General features: G+C 54.0%; 15 protein-coding genes and 1 tRNA gene. 10 read left to right on the forward strand and 6 right to left on the reverse strand.

Annotation, left to right across the window (positions count from 1 at the left end; all coding sequences use genetic code 11):
• The first annotated feature begins 20 nt into the window (after positions 1 to 20).
• The 9 genes from GRI36_RS07400 (at position 21) to alaS (ending at position 10,863) form a co-directional block, all read left to right on the forward strand.
• Positions 21 to 626, forward strand: coding sequence for a DUF2062 domain-containing protein (locus GRI36_RS07400; protein ID WP_160597880.1), 606 nt, complete (start codon positions 21 to 23; stop codon positions 624 to 626).
• On the forward strand, positions 623 to 3,082 hold the full coding sequence (locus GRI36_RS07405) for a response regulator (protein ID WP_160597881.1): 2,460 nt from the start codon (positions 623 to 625) through the stop codon (positions 3,080 to 3,082). The genes GRI36_RS07400 and GRI36_RS07405 overlap by 4 nt, the downstream gene beginning before the upstream one ends.
• Positions 3,083 to 3,603: 521 nt before the next feature.
• Positions 3,604 to 4,221, forward strand: coding sequence for a phage tail protein (locus GRI36_RS07410; RefSeq protein WP_235902190.1), 618 nt, complete (start codon positions 3,604 to 3,606; stop codon positions 4,219 to 4,221).
• 79 nt (positions 4,222 to 4,300) lie between these two features.
• Positions 4,301 to 4,918, forward strand: a complete 618-nt coding sequence (locus GRI36_RS07415) for a phage tail protein (RefSeq protein WP_235902191.1) — start codon at positions 4,301 to 4,303, stop codon at positions 4,916 to 4,918.
• A gap of 135 nt (positions 4,919 to 5,053) precedes the next feature.
• Positions 5,054 to 5,371 carry a hypothetical protein gene (locus GRI36_RS07420; RefSeq protein ID WP_202392140.1) on the forward strand — a complete coding sequence of 106 codons (318 nt, stop codon included), beginning with the start codon at positions 5,054 to 5,056 and terminating at the stop codon, positions 5,369 to 5,371.
• Positions 5,356 to 5,487: a hypothetical protein gene (locus tag GRI36_RS13950; RefSeq protein WP_268893848.1), complete on the forward strand. Its 132-nt coding sequence runs from the start codon at positions 5,356 to 5,358 to the stop codon at positions 5,485 to 5,487. Before GRI36_RS07420 ends, GRI36_RS13950 begins: the two co-directional genes overlap by 16 nt.
• Before the next feature lie 515 nt (positions 5,488 to 6,002).
• Positions 6,003 to 7,076 carry a recombinase RecA gene (gene recA / locus GRI36_RS07425; protein ID WP_160597882.1) on the forward strand — a complete coding sequence of 358 codons (1,074 nt, stop codon included), beginning with the start codon at positions 6,003 to 6,005 and terminating at the stop codon, positions 7,074 to 7,076.
• 225 nt (positions 7,077 to 7,301) lie between these two features.
• Positions 7,302 to 8,132, forward strand: a complete 831-nt coding sequence (locus GRI36_RS07430) for a class I SAM-dependent methyltransferase (RefSeq protein ID WP_160597883.1) — start codon at positions 7,302 to 7,304, stop codon at positions 8,130 to 8,132.
• A gap of 79 nt (positions 8,133 to 8,211) precedes the next feature.
• Positions 8,212 to 10,863, forward strand: a complete 2,652-nt coding sequence (gene alaS, locus GRI36_RS07435) for an alanine--tRNA ligase (RefSeq protein WP_160597884.1) — start codon at positions 8,212 to 8,214, stop codon at positions 10,861 to 10,863.
• On the opposite strand, the gene GRI36_RS07440 is transcribed toward alaS, so the two are convergent.
• From GRI36_RS07440 to cpdR, 5 genes are all read right to left on the reverse strand, one after another.
• Positions 10,860 to 12,626: a cation:proton antiporter domain-containing protein gene (locus tag GRI36_RS07440; protein WP_160597885.1), complete on the reverse strand. Its 1,767-nt coding sequence runs from the start codon at positions 12,624 to 12,626 to the stop codon at positions 10,860 to 10,862. The genes alaS and GRI36_RS07440 overlap by 4 nt on opposite strands.
• Positions 12,627 to 12,675: 49 nt before the next feature.
• The gene (locus GRI36_RS07445) at positions 12,676 to 14,256 is read right to left on the reverse strand and encodes a bifunctional GNAT family N-acetyltransferase/carbon-nitrogen hydrolase family protein (protein ID WP_328598412.1); all 1,581 of its coding nucleotides are present in this window, start codon (positions 14,254 to 14,256) and stop codon (positions 12,676 to 12,678) included.
• A 186-nt stretch (positions 14,257 to 14,442) separates the two neighbouring features.
• On the reverse strand, positions 14,443 to 15,657 hold the full coding sequence (locus GRI36_RS07450) for an NADP-dependent isocitrate dehydrogenase (RefSeq protein ID WP_160597887.1): 1,215 nt from the start codon (positions 15,655 to 15,657) through the stop codon (positions 14,443 to 14,445).
• A gap of 129 nt (positions 15,658 to 15,786) precedes the next feature.
• Positions 15,787 to 15,861 (reverse strand) — tRNA-Val (locus GRI36_RS07455).
• A gap of 98 nt (positions 15,862 to 15,959) precedes the next feature.
• Positions 15,960 to 16,349 carry a cell cycle two-component system response regulator CpdR gene (cpdR, locus tag GRI36_RS07460; RefSeq protein ID WP_160597888.1) on the reverse strand — a complete coding sequence of 130 codons (390 nt, stop codon included), beginning with the start codon at positions 16,347 to 16,349 and terminating at the stop codon, positions 15,960 to 15,962.
• Positions 16,350 to 16,464: 115 nt separating this feature from the next.
• Here cpdR and GRI36_RS07465 point away from each other — a divergent pair, with 115 nt between their 5' ends.
• Positions 16,465 to 17,406 carry an N-formylglutamate amidohydrolase gene (locus GRI36_RS07465; RefSeq protein ID WP_202392141.1) on the forward strand — a complete coding sequence of 314 codons (942 nt, stop codon included), beginning with the start codon at positions 16,465 to 16,467 and terminating at the stop codon, positions 17,404 to 17,406.
• Positions 17,407 to 17,600: 194 nt separating this feature from the next.
• Here the strand turns inward: GRI36_RS07465 and GRI36_RS07470 are convergent, their stop codons facing one another.
• The gene (locus tag GRI36_RS07470) at positions 17,601 to 18,380 is read right to left on the reverse strand and encodes a SapC family protein (protein ID WP_160597889.1); all 780 of its coding nucleotides are present in this window, start codon (positions 18,378 to 18,380) and stop codon (positions 17,601 to 17,603) included.
• Positions 18,381 to 18,500 lie beyond the last annotated feature (120 nt).

Below are 18,500 nucleotides of genomic sequence, written 5' to 3' on the forward strand. Positions count from 1 at the left end.
CGCAATGCAGCTTGGCAATCATGACCAGCCCACGCTCCAAGACTTTCCTAGCCGATTTGATCCGCAAATACACCCCGACGCGGGAGCAAATGGCGCGCAATAAGTACCTTGCGCCTATCGCGCACCGGTTTCTTGCGCCGGAACTGTGGCGTTTTACCCGGCGATCGGTGCCACGCGGAGTAGCGCTGGGCATTTTTGCCGGATTTATCATTCCGGTCGGCCAGATTTTTCTGGCTGCGTTCTTGGCCTTGCCGGCGAGGGCAAATGTTCCATTGTCCGCGCTAGTTACGTTCATCACCAACCCATTTACATTCCCGTTCTGGGCAGTTGTGGCAAACCGGACCGGGGACTTCATCCTTAAGCTGGAGAGGGCTGGAACCGGCGGCGCAGCCGAAACAGAAATGACGAGCGGACGCTGGTCTTGGTTCTTTGAGATGTTTGAAGGCGTGGGTGTCACTGTTCTGGAAACAGTGTTCGGCTTCGTTGTTCTGGCGGTAGTAGGAGCTGCCATAGGATATTTATTGTCCAGCTTTGTATGGCGCTTCATGGTCGCCAAGCGGCGGCACAAAAACCTTAAACGTATGGAGGCGCGGCTCGATAAGCAACTCAAGGCCAAGCGGCCATGAGTGCTGCGCCCAAATCACTGTCTGTGCTCAAGGATGGGCTGGGCGGACCGCTGCCGTTTATCGGACTTACGGTTGCAATCCTGGCAAGCTCTGCGGTCATATTTTTCGTCGGCGATAGCTTGCTCCTCGCTGCTACCTTCCTTGGCGGAACGACAATTCTGGTTCTGGCTGGACTTATGTTCAGCCGGATTGCGGTGCCAACTGCAGCGCAGGATCTTGCGCCGCCTGATTGGTCGGTGACTGTATCAGCCATTGAGCAGCCAGGTGTAGCGGTTGCAATTACCGATCGGGCTAACCGGTTAACCTGTGCAAATTCTGAATTTGTCAGTTGGTTTGAAGCGGGCACCGCTCCTCCCAATTTGCCGTTGGATAGGGCTTCGCTGGAAAAGCTGACACGAACAGCGCGGCAGGCATGGCGCGATGGGGTGGCTGAGGCGAAGGAGCTTGTACGCGCCGATGGAACGGCCGGATGGCACGCCAGCGCCGAACGCGCGGGGCGAGGCGAAGACTATCTGATTTGGCGATTTACCGACGCATCTTCCGCTGATCCGACGCAGAGCATAATTGGCTGGGTAACGGGTCAGTTTGGCCAATTGCTGTCTCGGGCAGGGGTTGAAGCGGCGGTCGTATCCCCGGACGGCATTATTCGTGCTGCAAGTAAAGGATTTGCTGGCAGGGCCTCAGGCGACACGAATGCAACGCTTGCGGGTCAAGAATTCGTCAGCCAATTGAGGAGTGATGATAGCGATCACATCTATTTCGCGAGGGAAGGCCGCAAGGGGCCGTCCCAGACGCTGATCCAAATCTCGCTTGCTGACCTAGCGGCTAGTCGTAACGTAGCAGCCAATGAGGCGGCGTCGCTGATGTTGTTGGTAGAAAGCGGCACAGGCGTTGGCGGTGGTTCGCAGAATTCCGGAGCAGCAGCAACGCCGCAATTGGAAGCTTTGCTCGGCGCCTTGCCGCTTGGTCTCGCGATGACGGACCGCGATGGCCGGTTCCTCTTCGGTAATCAGGCATTTTTGCGCGCGGTTGACAGGGAAGGTCAGGGCCTGCCGCAATATCCATCTGATCTTGTGGTGAAGGAAGATAAAAGCGCTTTATCAGACGGAGTTCGCCGATTTGGCAAAGGGCTGTCAAGCAATGGCGATATGGCCATTCGTTTACGCAGCCAGCCCGATGAGCCAGTTTCGCTGGGGCTTGCCGGAGTGCGCGGTTTGGGTGACGCATCGGTGCTGTTGAGTCTCACAGATTCGACCGAAGAAACAAAGTTGAAGCGACAGGTTGCGCAAGCGACCAAGATGCAAGCTGTGGGCCAATTGGCTGGCGGCGTTGCCCATGATTTCAATAACGTTCTGACTGCGATAATCGGATATTGCGACCTGATGCTGTTGCGCCATACGCCCGGTGACAGCGATTATGATGATATCCAACAAATCCGCGCAAACTCGAACCGGGCGGCCAGTCTGACGAGGCAATTGCTGGCATTTAGCCGCCAGCAGACCTTGCGCCCTGAAATTCTGCAAGTCCCTGATGTCGTTAGTGAAGTCAGTCAATTGCTTAAGAGGCTAATGGGTGAAAAGGTTAGCTTCAAAGTCCGCCATGACCGCGATCTTGGGCCAGTGCGGGCCGATCCGCAGCAGTTGGAACAAGTGATCATTAATTTGGCCGTGAACGCGCGCGATGCCATTCAATCGGCAGGTGAGGGAAAAGGGCAGGTGACCATGGCTACGCGCCGTGTCTCAGCTAAAGATATCCGAAGCATGGACTCGGAGATTATTCCGGTTGCTGATTATACTGTGCTTATTGTGCAAGACACTGGCGGCGGCATTCCAGCAGAATTGCTTGGCAAGATTTTCGAACCGTTCTTCACCACAAAGGAGCAGGGCAAGGGTACCGGCCTTGGTTTGTCGACGGTATATGGCATCGTAAAGCAAACGGGCGGGTTCATTTTTGCCGAGAATGTGATTGGTGCCGATAATAGGCCAGAAGGTGCCCGCTTCACGATTTATCTGCCTGTCCACAAAGGCGAAATGGCCCCAAAACGGATCGCCGAGGAGCCTGCCAGTGCCAGTGATTGGTCTGGCGGAGGCAAGGTCTTGTTGGTCGAGGATGAAGATATGGTCCGAGCAGTGGCGGAACGAGCCCTATCGCGAGCTGGCTACACCGTGACCACCGCGAGCGATGGCGAAGAAGGTTTGGCGGCAATCGCCAATGCTGGGCCGTTCGATTTGGTTCTATCTGATGTAGTGATGCCCGGTATGGACGGCCCGACCATGGTGAAGGCTCTGCGTAACTTGCACCCTGCGATGCCGATTATATTCATGTCCGGATATGCAGAGGAGCAACTGCGTTCGGAAATTGATATCGACGATATGCATTTCATTCCCAAGCCGTTTAGCGTGCAGCAAATTGGCGATAAAGTAGGCCAAGTCCTCGCTGGTTCGCGCTCCACCTGATAGTAAGGCCTGAGGGGCCATCAACTCTATCAGGGAAGGCGCCTGATAGCAGCGCCGTTCCGTAATCACTGCGGCCGTGATGCTCTCCAGTGATTGTTCAGGGCCAGTGACTGTTCAGGGCCAGTGACTGTTCAGGGCCAGTGACTGTTCAGGGCCAGTGACTGTTCAGGGCCAGTGACTGTTTAGGGCAAACCCGCCTTTGCAGAAATGTGATGTTTTGTATGAAAACGACAAAATTCTGCATAAGCTTGCCGAACCCCGTTTCTATGGTAGTCTCCCTCCAGGTCGCCCAAAAGAATAAGAAATCAAGGGAAGCTATGATGGTCACAGATTTACGTACTTTTAGGACAAGCTGAGATTGCTTTAACGGCAACCGCTGGGGCACGAATCTGCCAACGACAGCAAGTCGTCTTTCGGTGAGAAGCCGAATATCAGATTGAGCGCCGGACGAAGCTTGAACGATGAAACAATCAACCAGCCATATTTCAAATACTAACAGAACTTTTGAGGGAGCAAACAATATGACGAAATTATCCAAAATCGCGATGCTAGCAGCGGCCCCTGCCGCGTTAATGGCAACAACAGCACCAGTTTCCGCTGGAACAGATGCCTATATTGGCGAGGTGATGTTGGTCGGGTTCAATTTCTGCCCGCGCTCTAGTGCCAGTGCTGACGGTCAACTTTTGGCAATCAGCTCAAACACTGCATTGTTTTCGTTACTTGGAACGATCTATGGTGGTGATGGCCGTACAACTTTCGCTCTGCCGGACCTTAGGGGTCGCGCTGCTATTAGCGAGGGCCAGGGTCCGGGGCTGTCATCCTATCGTATAGGCGAGAGGGGCGGACAGGAAAGGACAACCCTAACGATCGCGCAAATGCCGAGCCACAACCATACCGGGCAAGTTAGGGCAGAAAGCTCAGTGATTGCCGATACTGGTAACCCTGCGGGAAATGCAATCGCGCGCTCCACGCAGCTAATTTATTCTGACGCTGCAGCGCCGACAGCGGCGGGGGCATTCCACCCTGATACATTGGTCATAAACAACAATGGCGGCGGCCAGTCGTCCAATAATATGCAACCATATTTGGCGATGCGTTATTGCGTTGTGACTCAAGGCATTTTCCCATCGAGAAGCTGATTAGAAATTTGGGGATGGGCGACCGTGCAAGGCCGCTCAGCCCCGGATTTTCATTCGTGTTATTGGTAAGGAAAAGTTTATGAAGAAGTTCTTGAAATGCGCGGCGATGGCCGCCGCACCTGCCGCGATGATGGCTACACCTGCACCTGTTTCTGCTGGGGCCGATACTTATCTCGGCGAAGTGATGTTGGTCGGGTTCAATTTCTGCCCTCGCGGCTACACGGGTGCCGAGGGTCAGTTGCTGTCTATCTCTCAATTCCAGGCGTTGTTTTCTCTGTACGGAACGTTCTATGGTGGTGACGGCCGTACAACTTTCGCTATGCCGGACCTTAGGGGTCGCGCTGCCATTAGCGAGGGCCAGGGGCCGGGGCTGTCACCCTATCGTATAGGCAATAGGGGCGGACAGGAAAGGACAACCCTAACGATCGCGCAAATGCCGAGCCACAACCATACCGGGCAAGTTAGGGCAGAAAGCTCAGTGATTGCCGATACTGGTAACCCTGCGGGAAATGCAATCGCGCGCTCCACGCAGCTAATTTATTCTGACGCTGCAGCGCCGACAGCGGCGGGGGCATTCCACCCTGATACATTGGTCATAAACAACAATGGCGGCGGCCAGTCTTCCAACAATATGCAACCATATTTGGCGATGCGTTATTGTGTTGCGATACAAGGGATTTTCCCATCGAGAAGCTAAGCTTTGGTAATAAATCAAAGGAAGGGGCGGAACGTTGGTTGCGCCCCTTTTTCCGTGTTTGGACAAAATCAAATATTATGCGACGATGATTAACGATCCAAATGTCAGGGCTAAGCGATAGTTTGGGAGGCCGAAATGGGAACTGTCGGTTCGACCGCGCAGGGCCACGTAGCGGAAGCCATCAATCTAGACGGGCAATCGCTGGTACTGGACGTGCGCCAATTGAATATTGCGGCGGGTGCTTGCCGGATCGAATTTCCAGATGTTTCTACTCAATTATTTGCTGAAACACACAGTTTCGCTGCGGCCGATACCGCGATTGACGAGCAGAGTTTCGATTGCGACTTGCTTGCCCCGACACCCTTAATGGCTAAAGCCATTGGGCAAACCGTCACCCTGCTGCGGACCAGTCGGGCGGAAACCCGTGAAAGGGCGATGTGCTTTCGACCCTAGGCAGCGTAGCGATCCAGATCGGCGAACGGATAGAGATGCCGCGCGATGACGGGATGCCTGTTCGCGTGATTTTTGACCGTGTGCCGACTATTTTGCGTGCGCGGCCAACCTTGTAGGTAAATCTCCAGTGCACGCGTGCCTATGCGGACCGATGACTTAGGCAGATGCATTAAACAGGCTGCCTTCCTCGCCAATTCGCTGTTCACGGCAAATTTCTGTATATCGCACGCTGCGACGCCTACGATATATCCGGCGAGATTGATCATGTCGGCGACATGGATAAAACCATGCTCCACCTGACTTTGAATAATGAAGAAGAAAACGGGCCGGGCCGGCGAATGGGATGTTCGCTGGTCTCGCAAGTAACCGCCAATCAAAGATGGCCACCTGAATATCGACATTGATCTTCCGGAGAATTCAGAATGAAAAACCGACGGGAACATCCGCCGACCCAAGGCCTATCGCGACGAAAACTAGCAGTCTCGCACCTTGTATGTGTCACAAAATGACTTGATCAAAAAAACTTCTGTTCCACTCTTGTTCTTTGAGAACAAACTGGGTACATACTCGGTCAGACGAAGATTCGGGGTCAATCATACCATGCCCCTAGGCAAGCACAGGAGGCCGTGTCATGGCAGCAAGTCTTAAGCTCGTAGAAGGTAAGGAAAAAAAGGTGGACCGTCAGAAGGCCCTCGATGCGGCGCTCGCACAGATTGACCGCGCATTCGGCAAGGGTTCAGCTATGAAGCTGGGCTCCAAAGAAGCGATGAATATTGAATCGATTTCAACCGGTTCTCTCGGATTGGATATTGCGCTCGGCATTGGCGGCCTGCCCAAGGGCCGCGTTATCGAAGTGTATGGCCCTGAAAGTTCGGGTAAGACGACACTGGCATTGCACGTGCTGGCTGAGGCTCAGAAGGCCGGAGGCACTGTTGCTTTCGTCGATGCGGAACACGCGCTCGATCCGGTCTATGCCAAGAAGCTTGGCGTTGACATTGACGAGCTGATTATTTCTCAGCCCGATACAGGTGAGCAAGCGCTCGAAATCGTCGATACGTTGGTTCGTTCCAATGCGATTGATGTGTTAGTGGTCGACTCGGTCGCTGCACTTGTCCCTCGCGCAGAGATCGAAGGAGAAATGGGCGATAGCCACGTTGGCCTACAGGCACGCTTGATGTCGCAAAGTTTGCGCAAGCTAACCGGCTCGATCAATCGGTCCAAATGTATGGTTATTTTCATCAACCAGTTACGGATGAAAATTGGCGTGATGTATGGCAACCCCGAAGTTACCACGGGCGGCAATGCTTTGAAATTCTACGCTTCTGTCCGTCTTGATATCCGCCGCACTGGTCAGATCAAGGATCGTGATGAAGTCGTTGGTAACTCGACCCGCGTCAAAGTAGTCAAGAACAAGGTTGCTCCGCCATTCAAGCAAGTCGAATTCGACATCATGTATGGCAAGGGCATTTCCAAAACCGGCGAGATTCTCGATTTGGGCGTTAAGGCCGGATTGGTCGAGAAGTCGGGCTCATGGTTCTCTTACGACTCCGTCCGCATTGGGCAGGGCCGTGAAAATTCCAAGACCTTCCTCGACGAGAATATTGAGATGCGCGACAAGTTGGAAGCTGCGATTCGCAGCCGCACCGACGAAGTCGCCGAAGAGATGATGGCAGGCCCTGATGCGGAGGCCGGCGACGAGGACTGACATCTCTCTTTAAGCGGATGCGTTGACGGGGCATTTCCCCGGCATTCGGGAAAACGGAAAACCGGTGCGAGTGCCTTCTTGGCCCGCTCCGGTTTTTCTTTGTTTCGGGCGGGCCGCAGCTTTTGGGTCGATTGGCTGACGATTGAGGAACCAAGAGGGCTTGACCGCTGCTCTCACTAATGTGCAAGCCTCTGCTCATGGTGTTAGACCGCGATGAGGCTCCGAATGTCGAACAGTAATGAATGGCGCGACCGGGTCGGCAAGGCTTGGGCTGAAGAATGGCAACGTACCGACCGTAGCTTTGGCGGATTGACCGATCACTTGATGGCAAAGGTGAGCGAGCGCCCGGTCATGAGGGCACTCGACATCGGTTGCGGCGCCGGTGAAATGTCGCTGGCGATGGCCCGGGGCCATTCGAGCGCAGAAGTCATTGGAATCGATATCAGCGAGAATCTCGTTGAAATTGCCAAGGAACGCGGACTGCACCTTCCTAATCTGACTTTCGAGTTAGGCGACGCAGGGCAGTGGACAAGAGGCGGCTTTGCCCCCGACCTTATATTTTCACGCCATGGCGTCATGTTTTTTGACGATCCAATTGCCAGTTTCGGACATCTCGCTAAGTTAGCCGCACCAGATGCGCGTTTGGTCTTTTCGTGTTTCCGCTCGTTCGAAGAGAACCCCTGGGCCGAGCGTGTCGCGGGTTTTCTGCCACCTGGATCCGTGTTTCCGCCCGATAGATTTTCGCCAGGTCCATTCGCGTTTGCTGACCAAGTTCACGTGGCTGGTATCCTGCAGGATGCGGGCTGGATTGATGTGTCTTTCTTGCCCGTCGACTATGCTTACATCGCCGGAACTGGGTCAGACGCTGTGGATGACGCAGTCAGTTACTTTCTTAGGATTGGGCCTGCGGCGCGTGCCGCCGCTCAGCTAACTCCCGACGAGCACGGTCACTTCCTTGCTAGGCTTCGCCGGTATTTGACCAACAATGCAGACGGCAACATCATTGCATTGCGCGCAAGCGCATGGATTGTCAGTGCGCGACCGGGCCGGCGCTAGACATTTTTCTTGGGGTTACGAACGAAGCACTGCGTTAATCCGCTTGTCGCTGGCGCAGTGAACGCTTAACTGCCTGATCATGCAATCGACCAACGATATTCGCCGCTCGTTCCTCGACTATTTTGCGAGCAAGGACCACACCGAGGTGCCAAGCGCGCCGCTGGTCCCATATAATGACCCGACCTTAATGTTTGTGAATGCGGGCATGGTTCCATTCAAAAATGTATTCACCGGCTTGGAGACATCCCCATCGCCGCGTGCGGCTAGCTCGCAAAAGTGTGTCAGAGCTGGCGGCAAGCACAATGATCTCGACAATGTCGGTTACACTGCGCGACACCATACGTTTTTTGAGATGCTTGGGAATTTTTCCTTTGGGGACTACTTTAAGGAACAAGCGATTGAGAATGCTTGGGAACTTCTGACCAAGGAATGGGGCCTCGATGCTGGCCGGTTAATCACGACGGTTTATCATACCGATGATGAAGCTTTTGAACTATGGAAGAAAATTGCCGGACTTCCCGAAGACCGGATCATCCGCATTGCAACAAGCGACAATTTTTGGTCGATGGGTGACACCGGACCTTGCGGCCCGTGCAGTGAAATTTTCTACGATCATGGAGATCATATTCCAGGCGGGTTACCGGGGACGCCCGAAGAAGATGGCGACCGTTTCATTGAAATCTGGAACTTGGTTTTCATGCAGTTCGAACAGGACGCTGCTGGCATTCGCACGGAATTGCCGAAGCCATCAATCGATACCGGCATGGGTCTCGAACGGATCTCGGCGGTTATGCAGGGCGTGCATGACAATTACGATACTGATACTTTCAGGGCGCTGATCGCTGCATCCGAGACCCTCACAGGCGTTGCCGCTGATGAAGCTAACCGGGCCAGCCACCGCGTCATTGCAGACCATTTGCGCTCTACCAGTTTCTTGCTGGCAGATGGTGTCTTACCTTCCAATGAAGGAAGAGGTTATGTCCTACGGAGGATCATGCGCCGTGCGATGCGGCACGCTCACCTACTCGGTGCGAATGACCCGTTGATGCACCGCTTGGTGCCCGAATTGGTAGCAGAGATGGGGCAAGCTTACCCAGAGCTGCAGCGTGGCCAAGCCCTCATCGAAGAAGTCCTGGAGCGCGAAGAATCCCAGTTCCGCCGGACTTTGGATAAAGGCCTGCGTTTGCTCGATGATGCCACTGGAACGATGGCCGCTGGTGACGAACTCGATGGTGAGACCGCATTCAAACTCTATGACACCTTCGGCTTTCCCTATGATCTCACAGAAGATGCACTCAGAGAGCGCGACATCGGGGTCGATCGAGAGGGTTTTGACCGGGCAATGGCGCTGCAAAAGGCGGCTGCCCGCGCTGCTTGGAAGGGGTCGGGCGACGCGGCATCTAATGAAGTATGGTTCGATATCGCAGAACGCGAAGGCGGAACCGAGTTTACCGGATATGCCTCAACCAGCGGTGAAGGCCGGGTTGTTGCGTTGGTTAAGGATGGCGTAGAAGCCGATTCGGCAGCGGCAGGTGACGAAGTCATCGTGCTTACCAACCAAACCCCATTTTACGGTGAGAGCGGCGGCCAGGCAGGTGATCTAGGGACATTATGGGCTCCTTCGGGATTGAAGGGGGAGGTAACCGACACTGCTAAGCCTCTTGGCCGGCTGCATACACATCATACGCGAATTTTGACGGGCAGTATTTCTGTCGGCGATACCGTTCACCTCGACGTTGATGCAGGACGGCGCGACCGGATACGTGCTAACCATTCTGCAACGCATCTTCTTCACGCGGCTTTGCGAAACCAGTTGGGGGGTCACGTCACACAGAAGGGATCGCTTGTGGCTGACGATCGTCTGCGGTTCGATTTCTCTCACCCCAAGGCGCTCAGCGATCTCGACATTGCGATCATTGAATCGGAAGTAAATGCCGAAATTCGCGCCAATGAGCAGGTGGTTACGCGCTTGATGAGCCCTGATGATGCAATCGAAGCTGGCGCAATGGCTCTATTTGGCGAAAAGTATGGCGACGAAGTTCGCGTATTGTCGATGGGCCGCGTCGGGCAAAGTAATCTCAATTTTTCGGTCGAACTGTGCGGCGGCACTCATGTCAAAGCCACAGGCGATATTGGACTGTTTCGGATCATCTCTGAAAGCGCGGTATCGTCAGGCGTCAGGCGTATCGAAGCGCTAACTGGTGAGGCCGCGCGTCAATGGCTGGTGGGGCGAGAGGATACGCTTAAATTGGTCGCCGGAGCGCTTAAGACATCGCCAGATGAAGCGGTTGCTCGGGTCACTGCCTTGGTCGACGAACGAAAAACGCTGGAACGAGAACTTGCCGAGGCGCGAAAGCTATTGGCACTTGGCGGCAGCGGGGCCGGGTCCGGGCCAGAAGATGAAGAAATCGCCGGAGTAAAGTTTTCAGGACAAGTTTTGGACGGCCTCAACCCTAAAGAATTACGAGGAGTTCTCGATGATGCCAAGACCCGGCTCGGCTCAGGTATTGCTGCCGCTGTTGCTGTGAATGACGGCAGAGCAGCATTCGCAATTGCGGTCACCGATGATCTGACCGAGAGATTTGATGCTGTCGCATTGGTTCGCGCAGGAGTCGAAGTTCTAGGCGGGAAAGGTGGAGGCGGCCGTGCTGATATGGCGCAAGGCGGCGGCCCCGATGGCGCAAAGGCCGACGACGCACTTAACGCGGTCAGGGCGATTATCGCGGGTTAGTTGCTGACTGGTTCAGCCGTTGATGTGCGTAGCTTTGGCTTGTAATCCAAGGCGCCTTCTTGCTCGATTTTGCTCCTGAATTCATCGCGCTTTTCGTGGATTGAGGCAATAACTGGCCCCATCGCGACGCCGATATCGACCAGAACCGCTTCCGACAATTGTAGCGAGCTTTCAAGATTTTCAGGAACCGCATGGCTGGCACCGGCCCGGTAAAGTTCCGCTGCATGTGCAGTGTCGCGGGCGCGGGCAACGATTAGCAGATCGGGATATTCTTTGCGCAATTTTCGGGTCAACCGTTCGGCGAGAACCGGCTCATCCATGGTTAGAACGACGGCGGGTGAAGTCTCTATCCCGAGTTTGCTCAGCGCATCGCCGCGGACGGCGTCGCCAAAGGTTGCGCGATAGCCCTTACGTTTGGCCATTTCGATCAGATCGGCGTCAGAATCGATTGCAACATAGGGCTTGTCGTGACGCATAAGCATCTGCGCGATCAACCGGCCAACACGGCCTACTCCGACAATAATCACACGCGGTTCGGTTCGATCATCGTCTTCCAGCACAGGAACTGGTTCAACACGGCGCGCGATTATACGGCCAAGGCGGGCTAGAATTGGTGTAATCGTTAGGCCGATAGCAGTCACAATTTGCCAGAATTGAGCCGTGCCGGGCTGAATCAGCAATGCAGCGCTAGCTGCTGCCAGCACGATCAAGGTCGTTTCTGATGGGCTGGCCATCAAAATTCCCGTCTCAGCAGCTGTGCTGCGGCGCGCGCCCATCAGTCTCAGCAGAATGCCTGTTACCAAAGCTTTGAAAGTTAGGACCAGAACTACGGCAAGCAGGATTGAGCCGAAATTCGCCCAAATCGTTGTCAGGTCAATGCTCATACCGACCGTAATCAGGAAGATACCAAGAGCGAGACCTTTGAAGGGCTCGATAATCCCTTCGACTTCGTTGTGATATTCGGTTTCAGCAATCAGCAAGCCTGCAATGATCGCGCCCACGATTGGTGAAAGCCCAGCCACTGCGGTGGCGAGGCTCGCGCCAATCACGACCAGCAGGCTGGCAGCCAAGAACAGCTCCGGGCTTTTGGTGCGGGCCGCTTGAGCGAATAACCGAGGGAGCGCAATGCGGCCCAATATTAGCAACGCAGCGACGACCAAACCGCCCTGCCATAGCGTTTCGAACAGGCCTTCCCACCCGTCACCCTGTGCATTTGGGGCCATCGCGCCTAGGATAAAGATGATTGGAACGATCATAATATCTTCGAACAGCAGCATCGAAAGCGCGGCGCGGCCGACCGGAGATTGGGTGCCGGAGATCGGCAGGACAATCGCAGTCGAGGAGAATGCTAGGGCAAAGCCCAGAGCCATCGCACCGGTCCAATATTGGCCCATCATCGCCAGCACAATCGCCAGGATTGATCCGATGATCATCAGTTCCATCGCGCCAAGTCCAAAGACCAATTTACGCATTTGCCACAACCGCTTGAATGACAATTCGAGACCGATGGTAAACAGCAGCAGGATTATTCCGAATTCAGCGTACGGCTCTAACGCCTCTGGGTCGGTAATTGTTACGTGTGTCAGCCACGGAACATCGTAGACAAGCTGACCAAGGCCAAAGGGGCCGACTGCGATCCCAATCAAAATGAAGCCGATCACAGGAGTAATGCGGAAACGCGTAAATACGGGTATGACGAGACCGGCAGCGCCGAGAATCACCAATGCATCGCCCATTGACGAAGTGTCGAGATTTCCTGCCATTATTCCAACCTACCGCGCCTAAGCATGCATGTCACTGCGCTGCTGAAGTTCATCCACCCCCAGCAGAGTGCGTGCCGATTGGTTCGCGGCGCGGTTTGGGCCTGGCTGTGTGAGTTTTTGAATCGTCCCATTCAATACGGTAGAGATCGAAGCGCCTGTCGGCCAAGTTGCGAACTGTGCCTTCTGCGCGCGCCCAACTCAGATCTGCGAGATTGATGTCACTGATCGTGAGCGTTTCGACATTTTCGCTTGCCTCCGCTGCGATCCCGTCCCGGGCAAAAGGGAAATCGCAAGGGGTCAGAATGCAGCTTTGAGCGTATTGAATGTCCATATTCGCGACATTGGGCAAATTTCCGACGTTGCCTGAAAGAACCACATAACACTGGTTCTCGATCGCTCTAGCTTGCGCGCAATACCTCACGCGTAAATAGCCTTGACGGCTGTCTGTACAGAACGGGACGAAAATTATCCGAGCGCCTTCATCGGCAAGCCTCCGGGACAGCTCTGGAAACTCGCTGTCATAGCAAATTTGCACTCCAATCGGCCCGCAATCGGTTTGAATAACGTCGATTGAATCGCCGCCTTTGATGTTCCACCAATAGCGCTCGTTTGGGGTGGGGTGGATCTTCTCTTGCTCGTGTACGGATCCGTCCCGCAGGCAAACATAGGCGACATTGTGAATGTCCCCGTCATCCATCATCGTCGGGTGTGACCCAGCGATGATATTAATATTATAGCGCATGGCGAAGTCCGAAATGTCGGCTTTCAGTCTAGGGGTATATTCTGACAGACGCTCAATCGCTTCGACAGGCGACAATTCCTTCTTCTCGAAGCTGAGAAGCATCAAAGTAAACATCTCGGGAAAAACTATGAAGTCTGACTCGTAATCGCTTGCAACATCGACAAAATACTCGATGGCCCGCATGAATTCTTCGTAATCGGCAACCGCTCTGGCTTGTAGCTGGCAGGTTGCAACGCGCACGGCTTCGACACCGCGAGGCAGTCGCTTCTTCGCTGGCTGATCTTGTTCAGCATAAGGGTTGCGCCACACCATCATTACCGCATTGCCCTCGGACCTCTTGTCCTCCGGCAAATAGTTCTCGAAGACCCGCTCCGGTTCAAAGCCGTTGGCGAGTTGGAATCGCAAAACTGGATCGTGCAATTTTCCAGCGAGCACCTGGTCAAGATAGTCTTGGGGGCCGTCAACTTTACGCTTGTTGCGCTTGTAATGTGGCATTCTTCCGCCGAACACGATGCCATTCAGGTCGCGTTCTTCGGCTAATGCGCGGCGTTCCTCATATAATCTGCGCCCGATGCGTACGCCGCGAACTTTCGGATCAACGCACATCTCATAACCATACAACCAGTCGCCATTGGGGTCGTGCCGGCTACCGTAGCCATTGCCAGAGATTTCGTCCCAATTATGGTCGGCGAATGCAACCGGCTCTGGCAATTGCATGGAGGCGCAATAGCCGACCATTTCGTCGTCAAGGAGCGCGACAAAGCAACCTTCTGGAAAATTGTTGATCTGCCCGCGAATTTCGCCCTGCGTATAGGCTGGCAAATCATCATAAGCACGGCGCACCAAAGCTGAGATGCTGCGGACGTCTTTGACCCTAGCGTTTCGTATTTCTAACCGGCGCTTGCCAAATTTCTCGGCCGTTTTGCGTGCGGCAGGGCGGCGCGGTGTGGGCTTGGCTGATTTGGTTTTGCGATCGGTCACGTACTGGTCCCTGCTTTTGGCGGCGCTGAAAATGACAAAGGCGGATGTCGGGTTTCACGACATCCGCCTTTTGAAATCAAGTTGAGAAGCAGATTAGGCAGCCATCTCTTTCTCAAGATTGGTCACAATTGCTTCAAAGAACTGCTCGGTGGTCAGCCAATTTTGCTGTGGGCCGATAAGAAGCGCGAGATCTTTGGTCATCTGGCCGCTTTCGACCGTCTCGATGCAAACACGCTCAAGCGTTTCTGCGAACTTCACAACATCTGGAGTCTCATCGAATTTGCCTCGATACATAAGGCCGCGTGTCCATGCGAAGATCGACGCAATCGGGTTAGTCGACGTCGCTTTGCCCTGTTCGTGCTGGCGGAAGTGGCGCGTCACGGTGCCGTGTGCCGCTTCTGCTTCGACGGTCTTGCCGTCTGGTGTCATCAAAACAGAGGTCATCAGACCGAGCGAGCCAAAGCCCTGCGCCACGATGTCCGACTGAACATCGCCATCATAGTTCTTACAAGCCCAAACGAACTTACCGCTCCATTTCAGCGCCGCTGCAACCATGTCATCGATCAAACGGTGCTCATAGCTGATGCCTGCCTTATCGAAATCGGCCTTAAACTCGTTCTCGAAGACTTCTTCGAACAGATCTTTGAACCGGCCATCATATTTCTTGAGGATCGTATTCTTCGTCGAGAGGTAAACTGGCCATTTGCGGTCAAGCCCGTAAGACAGGCTAGCGCGCGCAAAATCACGGATCGAATCGTCAAGGTTGTACATCGCCATCGCGACGCCCGGGCTTTCAAACTCGAACACGTCGAGGTCGATATTCTTGCCGTCAGCCCCTTCGAACACGAGCCGGAGCTTACCTGCGCCAGGAATGAGAGTATCGGTTGCGCGATATTGGTCGCCAAACGCATGGCGGCCAACCACGATGGGGTCGGTCCATCCCGGAACAAGCCGCGGGACGTTGTCGATCACGATTGGCTCGCGAAAAACAACACCGCCTAGGATGTTACGGATTGTGCCGTTGGGCGAACGCCACATTTTCTTCAAACCGAATTCTTCTACCCGTGCTTCGTCAGGAGTAATTGTCGCGCACTTTACGCCAACGCCATGTTCCTTAATTGCGTTTGCGCAATCAATGGTAATTTGGTCGTCGGTTTCATCCCGCTTCTCGATCGACAGATCATAATATTTCAGATCAATGTCGAGATAAGGCAAGATCAAACGCTCGCGGATCCACTGCCAGATGATTTTGGTCATTTCATCGCCATCGATCTCGACAACGGGGTTCTTCACGGTGATTTTCGCCATGTGGTAAACTTGCCTTTGTTTAGGTTTCTGTCGCGCTTTAGCAGAGGAGGGGGCTGAGGCAAGGTGGGGGACAGCAAATCAAGCTTCGAATCAAAAAAGGCGCCGTTTTCACAGCGCCTTTTTGAACGATGGTGGGCGTAGAGAGAGTTGAACTCCCGGCCCCTACAATGTCAATGTAGTGCTCTACCACTGAGCTATACGCCCGCACCATCGAGAACTGCCTTATTAGCAGGAGCGCCCTCTAGCCGCCACAAACTTACCGCGCAAGAGGGTGTTTCTGTAAATCTAACGGGTGAAGACAGTTAGAGGCTCGCTTGGGCCTGGTCTTCGAAAATGCGTTCTACTTCCATAACCAAGTCTTTAAGATGGAATGGCTTTGACAGGACCTTTGCCGAGGGTTGTTCACGGCTTGCTTTAAGTGTGACTGCGGCGAATCCTGTGATGAACATGACCTTTGTTGTAGGGCTGATCTCGTTGCATCTTTGGGCGAGTTCAATGCCATCCATTTCGGGCATGACGATGTCCGACAGCAGCAAGTCAAAATGCTGTTGCTCAAGCAAAGGGACAGCCTCGGTTCCTCGATCGACTGCAACAACTTCATAACCAGCTTTTTCCAAGGCGCGGCATAAATAGCTGCGCATTGCGTCTTCATCTTCAGCGAGAAGGATTCGGGGGGCGTTTGCTTGCGTCATGGTGCGGGCTATAATCCGCAAGGCTTAAGAAATCTTTCGCTTTGTAACATATGACCTGCTTTGACACAGCAGCATCTGTCGTTCACCGCAATACGTGATGGATTTTAGCCAGCAAATGGATAGCGAATCGCTGAGGCAGTTGGGCGCCGAACAGGGCGGGCTGATTCCATCAACTCGCCGTGCGGCATTTTCTATGCGCCTACCGGAAGACATGCCGATTCCGGTGCTTATTGCGGTACCGCATGCTGGCAGAGATTATCCGGCATCGCTGGTTGAAAGGATGCGAAAACCGGCATTTTCAAAAATACGTCTCGAAGATCGATATGTAGACCGTATGGCAGCCGAAGTTGCGCACCAAACAGGCGCTGCCCTGCTTGTATCACATGCGCCAAGGGCGATGCTTGATTTAAACCGCGACTCCAACGATGTTGATTGGGATATGGTGGCAGACGGCTCGCCAGAAGGTGCTCGGCATTCCGCTGCAAACCGGCGTGCACGCAGTGGCTTGGGGCTTGTGCCGCGCCGATTACCTGGGCTGGGGGAAATATGGTCCTCGCGGCTTTCTAATGCGGAGCTAAGCACTCGCATCCGGCAGGTTCACACTCCCTATCACGCAGCTTTAGCGGCAGGGCTTCAGCGATTGCGAGACCATTGGGGAGTGGCGTTGTTGGTAGATTTGCATTCCATGCCGCCGCTGAAAAAGTCGAATGCTGGGGATGTGCCAGCTGAATTTGTGATAGGCGACAGGTTTGGTGCATCGGCGGATGATAGGTTAGTAGCCTCTGCCTTGCGCCATTTTGCTGAGCAGGGTCTAACCGTCGCGCATAATCGACCGTATGCCGGAGGGTTCATATTGGACCGGCATTCCGCTCCCGGACAGAATATTCACGCGATCCAGGTTGAAATGTGCCGGTCGCTGTATCTCGACGATGAGATGATGGAATTGTCTCAAAATGCCGGACGCCTCGTATCGACCGTGACGAGATTGGTAAGAAGACTCGGTGAAGTTGCGGCAAGGCTGGATCGTCCCAGCTTTCCTCTACAAGCCGCGGAATAACTGAGCTTTTTTATTCACTAGCGCCAAGAAAAAACCACCTCGTGCTTAGCACGAGGTGGCCAAGGTTCAGGGAGTTGGCGCGTGAAACGCGCCAGTCCGAACGGCAATAAGGGGGAGGGGCCGTCCAGACCCCTTAAATTTGGGGTGCGGGCCGGAGTATTTCAACCCCGGCCATTCCACAATTTGAAGGTTATTTAAGCAGCAGGCTCGGAAGGAGTAGGTGCCGTTCCTTGCGAAACCTGACGAGCAAAGATCGTGCGCATCAGATCTAGCGACATGATGTGCGCATAAATAAGTGCGATCATGCCGTTCTTGTTCCATTCGCGCAGGACATCGCCGCGAACATCTTGCAGTTTTTCCTGATTGATCATTTGGAATCCGCGATACACGAATGGCTTCTCAGGATTTTCCTGCTGCGAAATTGAAATTTCGCCGTCCATCAGCAATTCGTGCTTTTTCAATTCATCGATGAAAACCTTTGTTCGTTGACCGGCGCTTTCAAAATGCTCGCAGAATTGAAGAATATTCTGAGTGGCTTCGCTAGCCTTTCCTTCGCCGTCAAACAGCGCGTTGCCTTCATCAAATTCACCAACAGAACCGCTGGTCGGATCGAAGCAAAGCGAAAGGTCTTCACCGTCTTGTGTCAGTTTGGCGAGCATGAATGGATAGCGACGAACATAAGCAGGAAGGTAAACCGGCTCGTTGATCTTACCCTTGTCATCGACAAATGTGTTTACACCTTCATTCAGGCCCATGAGCGCCAATGGCAGTGGATTGTCGCCAGAAGAAAAGACAATCGGAAAATCACGCTGCGACTGGACAAATTCGTCAACTGTCAAGGGAATCGCATGCTGGCCTTTCAACCATTCTGCTGAATCCATGGACCTGCTTTTCCATGTTGCGTGGTCGCGGCTGTTGAGCGGCATCAAGTCGTTGTAAAAAAGCGGCAATTGGGGCTGCGGCGCGGTGGCCATGGATTATCTCCAGTCGATCTAGAATTAAGAGTTCGCAAGAATTTCGGTGCGACTGTCGGCAATGCATCAATCGCGTGAAGCGCGCGCTTTAAGGGCTGTAGCGTTCAAGAGCAAGTGGAC

Origin of the sequence: Pontixanthobacter gangjinensis, assembly GCF_009827545.1 — a bacterium.
Classification (GTDB): domain Bacteria; phylum Pseudomonadota; class Alphaproteobacteria; order Sphingomonadales; family Sphingomonadaceae; genus Pontixanthobacter; species Pontixanthobacter gangjinensis.